Annotated in this window: 14 protein-coding genes and 1 pseudogene; 11 read left to right on the plus strand and 4 right to left on the minus strand. The window is 69.3% G+C overall.

Annotation, left to right across the window (positions count from 1 at the left end; translation table 11 throughout):
* Positions 1-332 precede the first annotated feature (332 nt).
* Together ACFRAV_RS20665 and ACFRAV_RS20670 are read right to left on the minus strand one after the other, a co-directional pair.
* A complete protein-coding gene (locus ACFRAV_RS20665) occupies positions 333-1,001 on the minus strand; it encodes a potassium channel family protein (protein ID WP_382557648.1) in 669 nt (222 codons plus the stop codon).
* Positions 1,001-1,672: a TrkA family potassium uptake protein gene (locus ACFRAV_RS20670; protein WP_351113144.1), complete on the minus strand. Its 672-nt coding sequence runs from the start codon at positions 1,670-1,672 to the stop codon at positions 1,001-1,003. Before ACFRAV_RS20670 ends, ACFRAV_RS20665 begins: the two co-directional genes overlap by 1 nt.
* A 244-nt stretch (positions 1,673-1,916) precedes the next feature.
* Between ACFRAV_RS20670 and ACFRAV_RS20675 the strand changes: the two genes are divergently transcribed.
* The 9 genes from ACFRAV_RS20675 to ACFRAV_RS20715 all read left to right on the plus strand — a co-directional run bounded on the left by ACFRAV_RS20675 (position 1,917) and on the right by ACFRAV_RS20715 (position 11,857).
* Entirely contained in the window at positions 1,917-4,064 is a 2,148-nt protein-coding gene (locus ACFRAV_RS20675; protein WP_382557649.1) for an APC family permease, read from the plus strand.
* 238 nt (positions 4,065-4,302) lie between these two features.
* Positions 4,303-5,634: a class I SAM-dependent RNA methyltransferase gene (locus ACFRAV_RS20680; RefSeq protein ID WP_382557651.1), complete on the plus strand. Its 1,332-nt coding sequence runs from the start codon at positions 4,303-4,305 to the stop codon at positions 5,632-5,634.
* A gap of 379 nt (positions 5,635-6,013) precedes the next feature.
* A complete protein-coding gene (locus ACFRAV_RS20685; RefSeq protein ID WP_382557653.1) occupies positions 6,014-6,574 on the plus strand; it encodes a hypothetical protein in 561 nt (186 codons plus the stop codon).
* 64 nt (positions 6,575-6,638) lie between these two features.
* Positions 6,639-7,037 carry a hypothetical protein gene (locus ACFRAV_RS20690; protein WP_382557655.1) on the plus strand — a complete coding sequence of 133 codons (399 nt, stop codon included), beginning with the start codon at positions 6,639-6,641 and terminating at the stop codon, positions 7,035-7,037.
* Positions 7,038-7,202: 165 nt separating this feature from the next.
* A complete protein-coding gene (locus ACFRAV_RS20695) occupies positions 7,203-7,811 on the plus strand; it encodes a hypothetical protein (protein ID WP_382557657.1) in 609 nt (202 codons plus the stop codon).
* Positions 7,805-9,226: a hypothetical protein gene (locus ACFRAV_RS20700; protein ID WP_382557659.1), complete on the plus strand. Its 1,422-nt coding sequence runs from the start codon at positions 7,805-7,807 to the stop codon at positions 9,224-9,226. Before ACFRAV_RS20695 ends, ACFRAV_RS20700 begins: the two co-directional genes overlap by 7 nt.
* 414 nt (positions 9,227-9,640) lie before the next feature.
* Entirely contained in the window at positions 9,641-10,270 is a 630-nt protein-coding gene (locus tag ACFRAV_RS20705; protein ID WP_382557660.1) for a tyrosine-type recombinase/integrase, read from the plus strand.
* A 236-nt stretch (positions 10,271-10,506) separates the two neighbouring features.
* Positions 10,507-10,713, plus strand: a complete 207-nt coding sequence (locus tag ACFRAV_RS20710) for a helix-turn-helix domain-containing protein (RefSeq protein WP_382557662.1) — start codon at positions 10,507-10,509, stop codon at positions 10,711-10,713.
* Positions 10,714-10,921: 208 nt separating this feature from the next.
* Entirely contained in the window at positions 10,922-11,857 is a 936-nt protein-coding gene (locus ACFRAV_RS20715) for a tyrosine-type recombinase/integrase (RefSeq protein ID WP_382557672.1), read from the plus strand.
* Here ACFRAV_RS20715 and ACFRAV_RS20720 read toward each other — a convergent pair.
* Entirely contained in the window at positions 11,773-12,498 is a 726-nt protein-coding gene (locus ACFRAV_RS20720; RefSeq protein WP_382557674.1) for a zinc-binding dehydrogenase, read from the minus strand. The two genes, ACFRAV_RS20715 and ACFRAV_RS20720, sit on opposite strands and share 85 nt — an antisense overlap.
* Positions 12,499-12,767: 269 nt before the next feature.
* Between ACFRAV_RS20720 and ACFRAV_RS20725 the strand changes: the two are divergent.
* A pseudogene (locus tag ACFRAV_RS20725) lies at positions 12,768-13,084 on the plus strand (transcriptional regulator); the annotation flags it as partial.
* Between the two features lie 72 nt (positions 13,085-13,156).
* Here the strand turns inward: ACFRAV_RS20725 and ACFRAV_RS20730 are convergent.
* Positions 13,157-13,807, minus strand: coding sequence for a TetR/AcrR family transcriptional regulator (locus tag ACFRAV_RS20730; protein ID WP_382557664.1), 651 nt, complete (start codon positions 13,805-13,807; stop codon positions 13,157-13,159).
* A 305-nt stretch (positions 13,808-14,112) separates the two neighbouring features.
* On the opposite strand from ACFRAV_RS20730, the gene ACFRAV_RS20735 reads away from it, so the two are divergent.
* Positions 14,113-15,630, plus strand: coding sequence for an MFS transporter (locus ACFRAV_RS20735; RefSeq protein WP_382557665.1), 1,518 nt, complete (start codon positions 14,113-14,115; stop codon positions 15,628-15,630).
* Positions 15,631-15,668 lie beyond the last annotated feature (38 nt).

A 15,668-nucleotide genomic window follows, 5' to 3' on the forward strand; every position in this document is an offset into this window, starting at 1 on the left:
GCGCTGCTGCCTGCTGCGTCGCGGCCCCCGGCCCCCCCGCCCCCCGCCCCCCCCGCCGGCGGGGGGGGGGGGGGGGGGGCCCCCCCCCCCCCCCCCCCCGCGGCCCAGGACCCCGCCACCGGCACCGCGGGCGCCGAGACGGCCGGGGGCCCCGTGGCCACCGAGGGCGCCGTCGCCGCCGAGGCGCCGGACCAGGGCGGGCGGCACCGCCGCGAGGCCTGACGGCCGGCCTACGGACGCCCTCCCGCACGACGAAGAGCGGCGGGCCCGCGACACCCTTTCCGAGGTGTCACGGGCCCGCCGCTCCGTCGTGCGGGGCGCTGCCGGCGTCGTCAGACGTTGTTGCGCACCGACAGCAGGCTCTCCAGCTGCTCCTCGCGATCCTGCGCGGCCACGAACAGGAGCTCGTCGCCGGCCTCCAGCGAGTCCTCGGGGGAGGGCGCCAGCACCCGCGAGCCGCGGATGATGGTGACCAGCGAGGTGTCCTGCGGCCAGGCCACGTCCCCCACCCGGGTGCCGGCCAGGGCCGACTCCGGGGGCAGCGTGAGCTCGACCAGGTTGGCGTCGCCGTGGCTGAAGCGCAGCAGGCGCACCAGGTCGCCGACGCTCACCGCCTCCTCCACCAGCGCGGACATCAGCCGCGGCGTCGAGACGGCGACGTCCACGCCCCACGCCTCGTTGAAGAGCCACTCGTTCTTCGGGTTGTTGACCCGGGCGACGACCCGCGGAACCCCGTACTCGGTCTTCGCCAGCAGCGAGACCACCAGGTTGACCTTGTCGTCGCCGGTGGCGGCGATGACGACGTTGCAGCGCTGGAGCGCCGCCTCGTCCAGCGAGGTGATCTCGCAGGCGTCGGCGAGCAGCCACTCGGCGCGCGGCACCCGCTCCACCGAGATGGCGGTCGGCGCCTTGTCGATCAGCAGGATCTCGTGGCCGTTCTCCAGCAGCTCGCCCGCGATCGAGCGGCCGACGGCGCCGGCTCCGGCAATGGCGACCCTCATCAGTGCCCCGCCTCCTCTTCCGGACCCTTGGCGAACGCGGCCTCGATCTCGGCCACGTCCTCGGTCCGCATCATGACGTGGACCAGGTCGCCGTCCTGGAGAACGGTCTGCGACGAGGGGATCATCGCCTCGCCGAACCGGGTGAGATAGGCCACCCGCACGCCCGTCTCGTCCTGCAGCCGGCTGATCCGGTGGCCGATCCAGGCCGGGGAGGTGTGCACCTCGGCCAGCTGGACGCCGCCGGTGGGGTCGCGCCACAGCGGCTCCGCGCCCGAGGGCAGCAGACGGCGCAGCATCTGGTCCGCCGTCCAGCGGACCGTGGCCACCGTCGGGATGCCGAGGCGCTGGTAGACCTCCGCCCGCCGCGGGTCGTAGATGCGGGCCGCGACGTGCTCGATGCCGAACATCTCGCGGGCCACCCGGGCGGCGATGATGTTGGAGTTGTCGCCGCTGGAGACGGCGGCGAAGGCGCCCGCCTCCTCGATGCCGGCCTCACGCAGGGTGTCCTGGTCGAAGCCCACGCCGGTGACCCGGCGGCCTCCGAACCCGGAGCCCAGCCGGCGGAAGGCGGTGGGGTCGCGGTCGATCACGGCGACCGTGTGCCCCTGCTGCTCCAAGGTCTGGGCGAGCGCGGCGCCTACGCGTCCGCAGCCCATGATGACGATGTGCACGACCGTCCTTCCGGTGTCCCGATTGTCGTTCCGCACTGATGCTGTCCAGCCGTACGCGCCGACCGGCGTCGCCGGCCGACACGAACAGGGTCTCAGACAGCCGCCCAAGGTACACACGCAGCGTCCGGAGCAAACCACCCCCCGCACCGGCCGGGTAAAGCCTTGGCGATGTTTTGAAACCCTTAACGCGATCCTGATGTCCCTGGCTGGGTCCTCCCCCTGCTCGGGCCTACGATCCACTGTCGTGTCCAAACTGACCGACGTGCCCAAACGCATCCTCATCGGGCGCGCACTCCGCAGCGACCGGCTGGGGGAGACCCTCCTGCCCAAGAGGGTCGCCCTGCCCGTCTTCGCCTCCGACCCGCTCTCCTCCGTGGCCTACGCGCCCGGCGAGGTGCTGTTGGTCCTGTCGATCGCGGGCGTGTCGGCCTACCACTTCAGCCCCTGGATCGCCGTGGCGGTCGTGGTGCTGATGTTCACGGTCGTCGCCTCCTACCGGCAGAACGTGCACGCCTACCCCAGCGGCGGCGGCGACTACGAGGTCGCCACCACCAACCTGGGCCGCCGGGCCGGCAAGACCGTGGCCAGCGCGCTGCTGGTGGACTACGTGCTCACCGTGGCCGTGTCGATCGCCTCCGGCATCGAGAACCTCGGCTCGGCCGTGCCGTTCGTGGTCGAGCACAAGGTCGCCTGCGCGGTCGCCGTGATCGTGCTGCTCACCCTGATGAACCTGCGCGGGGTGAAGGAGTCGGGCAAGCTCTTCGCCATCCCGACCTACGTCTTCGTCACCGGCGTCTTCGTGATGATCATCTGGGGCGCCTTCCGCGGGATGATCCTCGGCGACGACATGCAGGCGCCCACCGCCGACTTCGAGATCCACCCCGAGCACCAGGGGATCGCCGGGTTCGCGCTGGTCTTCCTGCTGCTGCGGGCCTTCTCCTCCGGCTGCGCCGCGCTGACCGGCGTGGAGGCGATCTCCAACGGCGTGCCCGCGTTCCGCAAGCCGAAGTCGCGCAACGCCGCGACCACGCTGCTGCTGATGGGCACGATCGCCGTCACCATGTTCTGCGGCATCATCGCCCTCGCCATGGCCACCGGCGTCAAGATGGCCGAGTCGCCCGCCCGCGACCTGCTGGAGAACGGGCAGCCGGTGGGCTCCGGCTACGTCCAGGACCCGGTGATCACCCAGGTCGCCGAGGCGGTATTCGGGCACAACACGCTGCCCTTCCTGATCCTCGCCGGGGCCACCGCGCTGGTCCTCTTCCTCGCCGCCAACACGGCCTACAACGGCTTCCCGGTGCTGGGCTCGATCCTGGCCCAGGACCGCTACCTGCCCCGCCAGCTGCACACCCGCGGCGACCGCCTCGCCTTCTCCAACGGCATCGTGCTGCTGGCCGGCGCGGCAGCCCTGCTCGTGGTGGTCTACGACGCGGACTCCACGCGGCTGATCCAGCTCTACATCGTCGGCGTGTTCGTCTCCTTCACCATCAGCCAGATCGGCATGGTCCGGCACTGGAACCGCCACCTGGCCACCGAGCGCGACCAGGCGGCCCGCCGCCGGATGCAGCGCTCGCGCGCCATCAACGCCTTCGGCGCCACCTTCACCGGCCTGGTGCTCGTCGTGGTGCTGCTCACCAAGTTCACCCACGGCGCCTGGGTCGCCCTGCTGGGCATGGTGATCTTCTACGGCACGATGACGGTGATCCGGCGCCACTACGACCGGGTCGCCGAGGAGATCGCCGCGCCCGAGCAGCCCGGCGACGAGAGCCAGCGGCCCTCCCGGGTGCACTCGGTGGTCCTGGTCTCCAAGGTCCACAAGCCGGCCCTGCGGGCGCTGAGCTACGCCCGGATGATGCGCTCCGACACCCTGGAGGCGCTCACCGTCAACGTCGACCCCGCCGAGACGAAGGAGCTGCGCGAGGAGTGGGACCGGCGCCGCATCGACGTGCCGCTGAAGGTCCTGGACTCGCCGTACCGTGAGGTCACCCGCCCGGTGGTGGAGTACGTCAAGAACCTGCGCCGGGAGTCCCCGCGCGACGTGGTGTCCGTCTACATCCCCGAATACGTGGTCGGCCACTGGTACGAGCAGCTGCTCCACAACCAGAGCGCGCTGCGGCTCAAGGGTCGGCTGCTCTTCCAGGCCGGTGTGATGGTCACCTCGGTCCCGTACCAGCTGGAGTCCTCCGAGGTCGCCCGGCTGCGGGCGCGGCGGCGGGCGAACTGGACCGCTCCCGGTTCGGTGCGGCGCGGTCCCGCCGCCTCGTCGCGCAACGGCGGCAACGGCGGCAACGGCGGCAACGGCGGCAGCGGCGGCGGCAATGGCGGCAGCGGCGAGCGGCACGACCGCAAGGGCGCGACCCGGGCGGACGGGTCCCAGGGCGGGCCCGGGTGACCCGGCGGGCCGGCCGCGCCGGGGCGCGCCGGGCCTGAAGGACCGCCCACGCGCTGCGGGCGGGTCCGCCCGCGCCCGGGCCGGGCCTGAGGGTCCGCCCGCTCCGCCTGCCCGTCCGGCCCGATTTCGGTCCGGACGGGCGGGCGCGCCGACCGCGTAGACTGGTCGGCTGTTGTCCGGACGCGCGCCACCGGTGCGCGCGCCCGATTCGTCACCGAGGTTGTGGAGTCACCCCGCCATGCAGGCACAGGAGAAGAAGTCGCTGGTGGGGGAGGAGTACGAGGTCGAGATCGGCCCCGTGGCCCACGGTGGGCACTGCATCGCCCGGACCGACGAGGGTCAGGTCCTCTTCGTCCGGCACACGCTGCCCGGCGAGCGCGTCGTCGCCCGCGTCACCGAGGGCGAGGAGGGCGCGCGGTTCCTGCGCGCCGACGCCGTGGAGATCCTCGAGGCGTCCAAGGACCGCGTCGAGGCGCCCTGCCCGTTCGCGGGCCCCGGCAAGTGCGGCGGCTGCGACTGGCAGCACGCCAAGCCGGGCGCCCAGCGGCGGCTCAAGGGCGAGGTCGTCGCCGAGCAGCTCCAGCGCCTCGCCGGGCTCACCCCGGAGGAGGCCGGCTGGGACGGCACCGTGATGCCTGCCGAGGGCGACAAGGTGCCCGCCGGCCAGGTCCCGTCCTGGCGCACCCGCGTCCAGTACGCCGTCGACCCGGACACCGGGGAGGCCGGCCTGCGCAAGCACCGCTCGCACGAGGTGCAGATCATCGACCGCTGCCTGATCGCCGCCGAGGGCGTCAGCGAGCTCGGCATCGAGCAGCGCGACTGGTCCGGCATGGAGAGCGTGGAGGCCATCGCCGCCACCGGCTCCCAGGACCGCCAGGTCATCCTCGCCCCGCGGGTGGGCGCCCGGCTGCCCATCGTCGAGCTGGACCGCCCCGTCTCCGTGATGCGGGTCGGTGAGAAGGACGGCGGGGTGCACCGGGTGCACGGCCGCCCCTTCGTCCGCGAGCGGGCCGACGGCCGCACCTACCGCGTCGGCAGCGGCGGCTTCTGGCAGGTCCACCCTAAGGCCGCGGACACCCTCGTCACCGCGGTGATGCAGGGCCTGCTGCCCCGCAAGGGCGAGACCGCGCTCGACCTGTACTGCGGCGTCGGCCTCTTCGCCGGCGCGCTCGCCGACCGCCTCGGCGACGAGGGCGCGGTCCTCGGCATCGAGTCCGGCAAGCGCGCGGTGGAGGACGCCCGCCACAACCTGGACGGCTTCGACCGGGTCCGCATCGAGCAGGGCAAGGTCGAGGCGGTCCTGCCGCGCACCGGCATCACCGAGGTGGACCTCATCGTCCTCGACCCGCCCCGCGCCGGCGCCGGCCGCAAGACCGTCGCCCACCTGGCCTCCCTCGGCGCCCGCCGCGTCGCCTACGTCGCCTGCGACCCGGCCGCCCTCGCCCGCGACCTCGCGTACTTCCGCGACGGCGGCTACCGCGTCCGCACGCTGCGGGTCTTCGACCTGTTCCCGATGACCCACCACGTGGAGTGCGTGGCGATCCTGGAGCCTGTCGAAAAGGGCCGCTGACCTGCGGCTTTACTCGGTGTGCGGGATGTGCGCTATGCGCGTTACGGGCGAAATCGTGACGCTCAAATGACGCTCGCCAAGGTGTCTTGACGCTCATTTGACGCTCGTTCTGACGGTGCGTCAGGTGTGTTTCGGGAGGCTGTGACCTGGGCTGAAGCGTGGGCTGAGGAACCTGTGTGGGCGGCCACGGTCCTGCCCGAGGGGTAGCGCGCCTCGGATTGTCGGGTGGGCTCGCTTGTCGGCGCGTACGGTGTGTGCCACGTCTGACCAGCTACCTGCGTCGTTCGAGGAAGGTGGCGATGCCGCCGTGCCGAGCGATTCAGCGTAGCCTTACAGCGAGCGTCCCGTCGCTCAAGCGCGGAGAGCGAAGGCCCAGGAGTTGGTCGAGCGGCTGTCGGCCGAAGGACGGGTTCGGTTCACCGACCCGAGTGACGACGAGGTCGCGGAGTGGCGGCGCGTCGTCAACTACGCGAAGCGGCACGACATGGAGCCGGAAGGGCGCCGTATCGAGAAGGTTCCGTACGGCGGGCGCGGCCTGGAGTTCTTCCTTGCTGAGGGCCCGCACCCCAACGCGCGCAGCCAGCGTCCGGCGGCCAACGGTCCGGTTCCCGTGCCCGCGCGGCTGGGGCATCTTCATCCGGTTGTGGGGGTGCTGAAAGGCGACGACCAGCGCTTGGTGATGCCGTCTCCCTTTCGCTGCAGGTCACTCCTGTTGCTTCAGGGGCTCGCGGCTGAGGCGGTGCGGCGAGGCTATGAAGTGAGAGCAGTCCACTCACGGTTCTACAGGCGCGAGGGCGGAGTGGACATCGTCGTTGACGGCTTCGCCCGCACCATCACCGCCAGGCAGGAGTTCCCCGAGTCCACAATTCCGGAGCGTTCCGCGCGACCTCGTCGTGGAGGTCGCGCACGGGCTGACCAGGCGGTCGGGATGTTGGCGTGACCGGAAGAACAGGTCGCTTGAGCAGGCTCTGGGCGTAATCCTCGCAGAGATCGAAGAGCGTGCGGTGGAGGACGCGGAGCGCAGGGCGAACGATGAACGTAGACGGCGGGAGCGCGAGACGCGCTGGCGGGCATCCGTGGAGGAGGCGAAGGAATCGGCGCGCCAGGAGCAACTTGCCGCGGTGCTGCGTGATGAGGCCCGGCGATGGCGTGAGGCTGCCCTCATCGGGGAGTACTGCGATGCTCTGGAGCGGCGTCTTGAAGTCCTGGAGGCGGACGGTGACCAACAGCCCACGGGATCGCAGGTTCGTTGGCTGGAGTGGGCGCGTCGGTACGCACGGGACATCGACCCGCTGCGGCAGCCTCCGGGCATGCCGACGCCGCGTGAACCGACGCCGGATGACCTGCGGCCATACCTGAAGGGCTGGAGTGCGTACGAGCCCAAACGCCAGGCTGGACCGTAGAACGCGGAAATTCGAGCGCGGCGGCGCGCAGGTGGGGGAGCGCCATGTCGCTCAGCGGCGACGAGGGGCATGGCGGCCGCAGCGTGGCTGGCGCCTCACGCGCGAGTGCTCGCCAGGTTCCTCGCACTCTGTATCAGAGATGGTACGTAAAGATACTCTTGCGCTGTGCCGGGTGAAGAAGAGCACGTAAAGGGCGCCGAGGCGGTGCAACGAGTCAAGCGCTGGCTCGAAGGCACCATGCGTGTGTCCCAGTCCTACACCAACCTCGAGGGTGTATGGGCGCGGAAGCTCACCCTGCGGTGGCCGAACGGGAACGAGAATCCCTTCTCGTACGACCTTGGCGGGGTCATGCGGGGCGGCGACTGGGACGGCCAGATGTTCTGTGCCGAGGTGAAGTGGCGGCGGAACGCGAGCGACCAAGGTCCCGCCTACAAAAGCTTCCTCGCCAAGTGCTACGTGGCGCTGAGCCAGGGATACATGCTCGGAGACCACTACATGTGGATCAGTTGGGCGCCCTTCCGCGCCAACGACTGGGACCAGCTCACCAGCCCTCAGGCGATCCGAGAGGCCGTACTCGCAGAGTCGCTGCGCATCTTCGGTATCGAGGATCCCGGAATGGCTGCAGAGTCGATCAAAGATGAGCTGCTGGTGGACTTGTCAGAGCGACTCTGGCTGGTCGTGATGTCGGAGAAGCAAGAAAAGCTGGTTCCGTTGGACGACTGGCGCGGGGTTGTGGCCAACTTCTACAACAGCCAGGGGAGGTCGGCATGGTGACGCCGATGGCGCCGGAGATCAACAGCGCGCTCGACCACCCCGATCCCCGGCAAGCGGTCGAGCGTGTCAAGGATGTGGTGCAACGACGTCTCCTGGACGTCTATCCCACAGCCCGGATCGTGCGGACGGACTTCTTCAACCACACCTACGTACCGGATCTGTTGATGACATGGAGCTCCGGCGCTCACCGCTCCGAACGCCGGGTCTACCTTCGTGCCTCGGGCGATCCGGGGCTTCTGGCTTCGGATGTCCAGCTTCTCGAGCGCGAGCAGCAACCGCTGGTTGTGCCCCTTGTCCACCTGGGGGCAGGGCCCGCGCGACAGCAACTGGAAGCCGTTGCCGAGGAACGTCACACCCTTGTGCTCGATCCCTCCGGGCTCGGGGCGCTGCCGGCTCGCACCCCCACGAGGACACCAACCACTCTGGCATCCGATGCGATCGTCGAGGGTGGCCGCGGCATCATGGAAGCGGGTCAAGTCGACCGCTTCCTGTACGCGGTCGGCACGGGTGTCGAGGCAGCGCGCGAAGGCCGAACGGAACCCACTCGCCTGGCCCTCTCACAGGTCTCCAGGCACACGGTGCCCGACGTCTCGCGCCGTATGTCCACATTGATGGCGGCTATGTGGCAGGGGAGCGGCCGCTCCTTGTCGGATTTCCCGGCCAGTGTGCCCCACCTGGCGTCTCTCGACGAGACCTCGCTCAACCTGCTGCTGGCCTCTCCGGAGATCAGGGATGCCGGATTCTGGCGACGTATCCGACCGCTCGTGGACGTTAAGACTCTCCTGCGGACAGACATCACGGACACCCCCAACCTCCAGCGGCTGATGCGCAGCGCGGTGCAAACGTGGAAGGCGCACGTCTGCATGGTGGTGGAACCGGATTCGCCGAGCACCGGTGACGCGTGGCGCTGGGTCATCAAGGATGGGCATCTTGGCCTTCACGGCCCTGGGTTCATCGCCTACATGGCTTCCAGTCGCAAGGATCTTCACGCTCCCGAAGAATTTGACGCACCCCTATTGGCGGAGGTCCGGGAACGCGCCGCCGCTTTTTCTATCCCGTTGACATCCATCCGCATGCTGATGACAAACCGCAGTATCGGCTATGACGCGCCGGGTGAAGACGTTACTCATGACCCGCAACTGGACGGCATTAGTGCCGCGCTGGGGCGGGAGGAGGGCGTAATTGAAGCGCAGGCTCTGACGTCTACCCGAGTTCCCCTGCGGTGTAATTTCATCAGCAGGATCGCCAGCCCGCCGGGAGCAAGAGCGCTTGTACCCTTCGTTGAATTGCTGGGGACTACGCTTCGGTTGTTTCTAGGGCTGTCCAACGAGGAAGCGGCGCAGCTTGGGAATCTGCTCGACTCAGGCGAGTCGGCGCCAGCCCGTTGGGAGCAAGCGGATCTATTCGACGGCTGATTCCTGAGTTCCGCTTCCGCGCTTCCATGCGTTCCCGGGCAGCCCCCGAAGCCGAAGGGTCACGGCAGGGTGCGCCTCGTGATAGAGCAGGCGCTTAGAAGGCGCCTGCTCTGTTCCTCGCCGGGGCAGCTTGGTGAGCGCGTGGGTCGTGGCGCTGGGGCGTGTGAATTCGCCGACGGCAGACACGTAGAGGGCGCAACGGACTGGAATGACGCGGCGAAGCAAGCAAACCTAGAACGGTCTGCAAAAGCGCGGCTACGACCAGCTATTTCCCGACTGCTGTGAGCGCCGTGCTGGGCGCAACATAGCCGACGATCGCCGGTTAGCCAAACCGGCGTTTCCTCCGACCATTGAGCCTGTCGCGCTGATCCCCCGCGTGACGCAGGTAGTCATTTCCCTTGAGGAGTCAGAGCCGTGTCTGTTGAGGTCATGGACGAAGAATGGTTGCTCTCTGAGGAGCAGGTTCGAGCGCTGCTCGGTTGGGTGCGTGAGCAGGTGGGTGTTCATCGCTCGGTGTACCCCTTCATGCGTATGGTGGCCGAGCATGCTCTGCGTCCGAGCGAGGCTCGTGCCCTGCGCGTGAGTGACGTGATGTTCATGGAGCGTGACTTGGGTAGGTTGGCGGCCCGCCACAACGGGAAAGGGAGGGAGATTCCCCTCCCGTCACAGGTCTCCGTGTTCCTGCTTGAGTGGATCAGTGAGTCCGGCCTGCGTGACGCCGATCTGCTGTTTCCGGGTACGCGGGGTGGGCCGTTGTCGACTTCTGTATGTCAGCGGTTGTGGCAGCAGGCCCAAGAGGCCGTTCTGCCAAGGGACGAGTTGTACTCGTGGCGCTTGGGAGAGCCCATCTCCATCCTCCGTGATTCCTGCATGGTGAAGTGGCTGAGGATGGGCATCTCAGCCGTCACGGTTGCCGAGTGGGTTGGCGTGACTCCGAGTTGGCTGGCGCTGCGTTACCCGCACTGCTTCCGCACGGAGAAGGTCGAGTTCGCCTGGGATCACCTAGCCGAAGTCATGGCTCTTCCGGACTCGCTCAAGCCGTAGTTGCCGTGCGCGTTCTGGCCGACAGCCAGAGCTCGTGCGCCACCAGCTCATCAGTCTTACGCCGGTCGTCCGCGCTCCGACGAAGCCGTCACGTCATCAGCCTCCCTCCATTGGCGGAGCCCTTTTATGACGTGGTTCCCCTGCCCTGGCAGGGCTCGTTGACCGCCTTGGAGCCCCGACGCCCGAGCTGCCGACTTCGCGGGCGCCCAGCCCACCCTCACCTTGAGGTCACCTTCATGCCTGCACGCTTGTTGTCCATCCCTGCCGTTGCCGCCGCTCTGGACGTCGACCGCCGCACCGTCTACCGCTTCATAGCCGCCGGCGACCTGCCTGTCGTCGACCTCCGTACCGGATCGGGCCGGTCCCGAGTACGGATACCAGCGGCCGGCCTCGACGAGTTCATCAGCCGCCGTGCCGTCGTACCGCCCACAGCCCGCCGCTGACCCAATGCCATCGCGGCCCCGTTGAGCAAGGAGCAGAGCCTCGTACCTCCGCAAGTTGCAGTCCGGTAAGTGGCAGGCGACCGTACGCAACCGGGCAGGTGACCGGTTTAGCGAATCGTTTCCCCTCAAGGCGCAGGCCCGCGCCTGGGGCGTCGAACTGGAAACCCAGTTCGCCCGTGGGGGCATGCGCGACCCGCGGGCTGGCGAGATGTCCTTCCGCGAGTGGCACGACCGATGGTGGAACGCACGCATCGTTGAGCCCCACACACTGCGCGGTGACGCCTCCAGTATCAAGAATCACGTCATGCCCCACTGGGCGGACTGGGAGATGCGAGCCATCACCCGCATGGACGTCCAGAGCTGGATCCGGACCCTGGTCGAGAGGGGCACGGGAGCTTCCGCGGTCAAGCGGGCCTACAACCTGACGTCCTCCATCATGCGCGCGGCCGTCGACGACGACATCCTGGCGGTCACCCCCTGCCGCAGCATCGACCTGCCCCAGATCGCGGTCAAGCCGCCGCAGTGGTTCACGCTTGACCAGGCGCAGAGCATCCTGGATGAACTCCCCGCCGCGTGGCGGACGATGTGCCTGCTCGGCTTCTACACCGGACTGCGCTGGGGAGAACTCTCCGGGCTGCACCGCCACCGTATCGACCAGCGCCGCTCGCGCCTGTTCGTGGTGGAGGTCAACACCAAGAGCGGCATCAAGGAGTATCCCAAGAGCTCCAAGAGCCGTAGAGAGGTCCCCCTCCCGCCCCACGTCCTGGAGACACTCGAACGCCACATCCACCGGCTCGACCGTGACGCGCTCGTCTTCACCACCATCACCAAGGGCCGGTCCGGCCGACGCCTCGACGACGGAAACTGGCGCCGGCAGACCTGGTGGCCCACCGTCGAAGACGCCTACTACTTCGACAGCGACGGCGAGCAGCAGCTCGTCCCGCACTATCCGCCACACTCCATGCGCCACACCTGCGCCTCGTGGCTGGTCCAGAAGGGAGTCTCGCTCTATGAGGTTCAACACCTCCTTGGCCACGAGAGCTTCCAGACCACCCAGCGCTACGCCCACCTGCAGCCGGACGCACACAAGGCCGTGCTCGGGGCGTGGGAGCGAATGGATGCCCCGCTCCTCGTCGGTGAGTGAACGTCTCTCCACAGCCGTGGCAGGGGCGGGGCTGCATCCTCGTGCCGGTGCAGCTGGCGTTGACCGGCTCGGTTCTGTGTGGGCAGTGGCGCATCTGACCGCCGTAGCTGCGCGCTGTTAGGTGGTGTTACAGAGGCCCGGCGGGGACCGTGGTTCCCCGCCGGGCGTGGATCGGACTCGATGATGCCGCTGGTCAGGGAGTGAGCAGCACCTTCAAGTGCGTCGCGTCGGTCCATTGCGCGGTAGCCCTCGGGGGCCTGGTCGAGGGGGAGGGCGCGGTCGAAGACGAGGCCGGGGTCGACGGTGCCGTCCAGGACCGCGAGGAGCAGCCGGTCGATGTAGGCGCGGACGGGGCGGGGCTGCCGGTGAGGGTGATGTTGGGGCCGAAGAGCTGCCGAAGCCGACGGGGGCGTTTCTGGTATTGGGGGGACACCGACGCGGCTGATGACGCCGCCGAGACGGACGGTGCCGACGGCCATCTCGTTGGCGGGCAGGTGGCCGACGGCCTCCAGGACGGCGCGGGTGCCGTGGCCGCCGGTGAGATCGCGGACCTTCGCGACGCCCTCCTCGCCGCGCTCCGGGACGACGTCGGTGGCGCCGAAGTGGCGGCCGAGGTCGGTGCGGGTCCGGTGACGGCCCATGAGGATGATCCGTTCGGCACCGAGCTGCTTGGCGGACAGCACGGCGAGGAGACCCACGGCGCCGACGCCGACGACGGTGACGGAGTCGCCCGGGGCGATCCGTGCCTGGTGCGCGGCGTGGTAGCCGGTGCCGTAGACGTCGGCGAGGGTGAGGAGGGAGGGCAGGAGCTTCTCGTCGACGTCGTTGGGGAGTATGACGAGGGTGCCCTGGGCCTGGGGAACGCGGACGGCTTCGGCCTGGGCGCCGCCGACACCGGCGGCGGAGAAGCATGGAGGCGGCCAAGTACCCCGACGACCCCCGGCTGACCGGGCTGGTGGGCGAGCTGTCTCGTGCAGGACCCGACTTCCGCACAGGTGGGCCGCGCATCACGTCGCCCCCCTGAGCGTCGGGACGAAGGTCCTGAACCATCCGGTCGCCGGCGAACTGCCGCTGGAGTGGGACACGCTGACCGCCAGCACCGACCCCGACCAGCAACTGGTCGTGTGGACCGCGGAGGCGGGCTCACCCACCCACGACAGGCTGCGGATCCTGGCGTCCTGGGAGGCCGACCGGAGAAGGGCCGGGCACTCCTCTCGCCGTACGTGACCTCGGGTACATCTCTGCGTAGCGCTGTGACCGTCGCGCGTTGTGCCCGGCGGCTACCTCCCGGTGGTCTCGTCACGTCACTGGTGCGCTCCACAAGCCGGTGAGCGCGTCGATGAGGAGGTCGGCGGTGTCCGTCCACGCAGCAGGCGGGTAGGACTCGCCGGCGGCGAGGGCGCGCTCCCGCTCGACGCACATCTGGACGATCAGGTGCCTGGCCATCACTCCGCGGGCGGCCCGGACCTGGGGCGGCAGGTCGGGCAGGCAGGCGTTGAGGCCGTCGAGGAGGGTCAGGAGAGAGGGGGAGGCAGCGGGTTCGGTCGCGATGGCCTCGTAGAGAGCGGGGTCGGCGGTCACCTGGGCGTTGAACCGGGCGTACCAGGTGGGACTGCCGAGGCCGTCGAGGTGTTCGGTGACGGGGCGGACCATGCACGCCACCCAGTCCCGCAGCCCGGTGGAACCCTGGGTCTCGGCGACGAGACGGTCACGGATCAGCTCGATCTGTTCGGTATGGCGTCGGGCGATGGCCCGTACCAGGTCGGTCTTGTTGCCGAAGTGGTAGTTGACCGCGGCGGTGTTGCCCTGACCTGCGGCGTCACTGATCTGGCGGTTCGAGACGTTGTAAACGCCCCGCTCCGCGAAGAGGTGTTCCGCCGCAGTGAGGATGGCCTCCCGCGTGGCCTCGACCTTCTCCTCGCGCACACTTCTGCCGGCCACTGCCCTCACCACTCCGAGATTTCGTGCTGCTGGGGAAGTGCCCAGTCTCCTATGCCACTCGTGGCCCGCTCGTCACCTTCAGTGGCGGAAGCCGCGGTGTCCAGCCTACCGAGGCCCCAGAAGCAGGGGTGAGGCCCTGGCCTTCGGAGGAGGGGCGTCGGGCGCCCCGCGTGTCTTGGATCGGGCATGGCGGCCTCTCCTGTGATCCGGGCACGGCTTGACCGGGTGCACCTGCCGGGCTTAAATTAAATCAACGGCTTGAATTAAAAGTCTGCTCTCCCATCATCCGCTTGTCCAGACGGAGGCCCGTCCCCATGTCCGACACGCTCACCCCGCCCGCCGACGCAGGGAAGGTCGACGCCTCGCGGGCGAACGCCGTCGTGGCGGTGCTGGCCTTCGCGGGAATCGTGGTCTCACTGATGCAGACCCTGGTCATCCCGTTGGTCCCGCAGCTTCCCGAGCTTCTCGACGCCTCACCGTCCGACACGGCCTGGGCGGTGACCGCCACCCTGCTTGCCTCTGCGGTGGCCACCCCTGTCGTCGGTCGCCTAGGCGACATGTACGGCAAGCGCCGCATGCTGCTCATCAGCCTGGCGCTGCTGACCGCCGGATCCGTGGTGTGCGGTCTCGCCGACTCCCTCGTACCGATGATCATCGGCCGTGCCCTGCAGGGGCTGTCGGCGGGTGTGATCCCGCTCGGCATCAGCATCATGCGCGACGAACTGCCGACCGAGAAACTGGCCTCGGCGACCGCGGTCATGAGCGCCTCGCTCGGCGTCGGCGGCGCCCTCGGCCTGCCCGCCGCCGCCCTGATCGCCGACCACTACGACTGGCACGTGCTCTTCTGGGTCTCCACCGTCGCCGGCGCCCTCGCCACCGCGCTCGTCGCCACCCTCGTCCCGGAGTCCCGGGTGCGCACCGGAGGCCGCTTCGACCTGCTCGGCGCGTTCGGCCTCTCCGCCGCGCTCGTCTGCCTCCTGCTCGCCGTCTCCAAGGGCGCGACGTGGGGCTGGACGAGCGGGACCACGCTGGGCCTGTTCGCCGCCGGCGTGGTGATCCTGCTCGTCTGGGGCGCCTACCAGCTGCGCACCTCCCACGCCCTGGTGGACCTTCGGGTCGCGACCCGCAAGCAGGTGCTGTTCACCAACCTGGCTTCGATGTCGTTCGGCTTCTCGATGTTCGCCATGTCGCTGGTCCTGCCTCAGCTGCTTCAGCTCCCCGAGGCCACCGGATACGGTCTCGGCCAGTCACTGCTCGTCTCCGGACTGGTACTCGCCCCGCAGGGCCTGGTCATGATGGCGATGGCGCCGTTCTCCGCCCGGATCTCCCGGGCCCGGGGCCCGAAGGTGACCCTGATGCTCGGCGCGGTCACCGTCGCCGCCGGCTACGTGCTCAACATCTTCCTGATGTCGCAGATCTGGCAGCTCGTGCTGGTCTCCTGCGTCATCGGCGCCGGTGTGGGCCTCGCGTACGGAGCGATGCCTGCCCTGGTGATGGGCGCCGTCCCGGTCTCCGAGACCGCAGCAGCGAACAGCCTCAACACCCTGATGCGGGCCATCGGCACCTCCGTCTCCAGCGCGCTCGCCGGTGTGGTGCTGGCCCAGATGACCGTCAGCTTCGGCCCGGCGGAGGTGGCCTCGCAGAACGGGTTCCGCACCGTGATGGCGATCGGCGCCGGAGCCGCCCTGCTGGCTCTGGCGGTCGCCTCTTTCATCCCGCGCCAGCGACTCATGGCGGCCGGGCACGGCGGCGGCCACGGCGCTCATCAGCCCGTGCCTGCGGAAAGCGCCGACACGCGGCCGCCGTCTGCCCAGCCGCCGCCATCGAGCTGAGCGAGGAGGCGTGAGCGCACCCCGCAGCATCCTGGTCG

This window comes from Streptomyces sp. NPDC056600 (assembly GCF_042792855.1).
Lineage (GTDB): Bacteria > Actinomycetota > Actinomycetes > Streptomycetales > Streptomycetaceae > Streptomyces.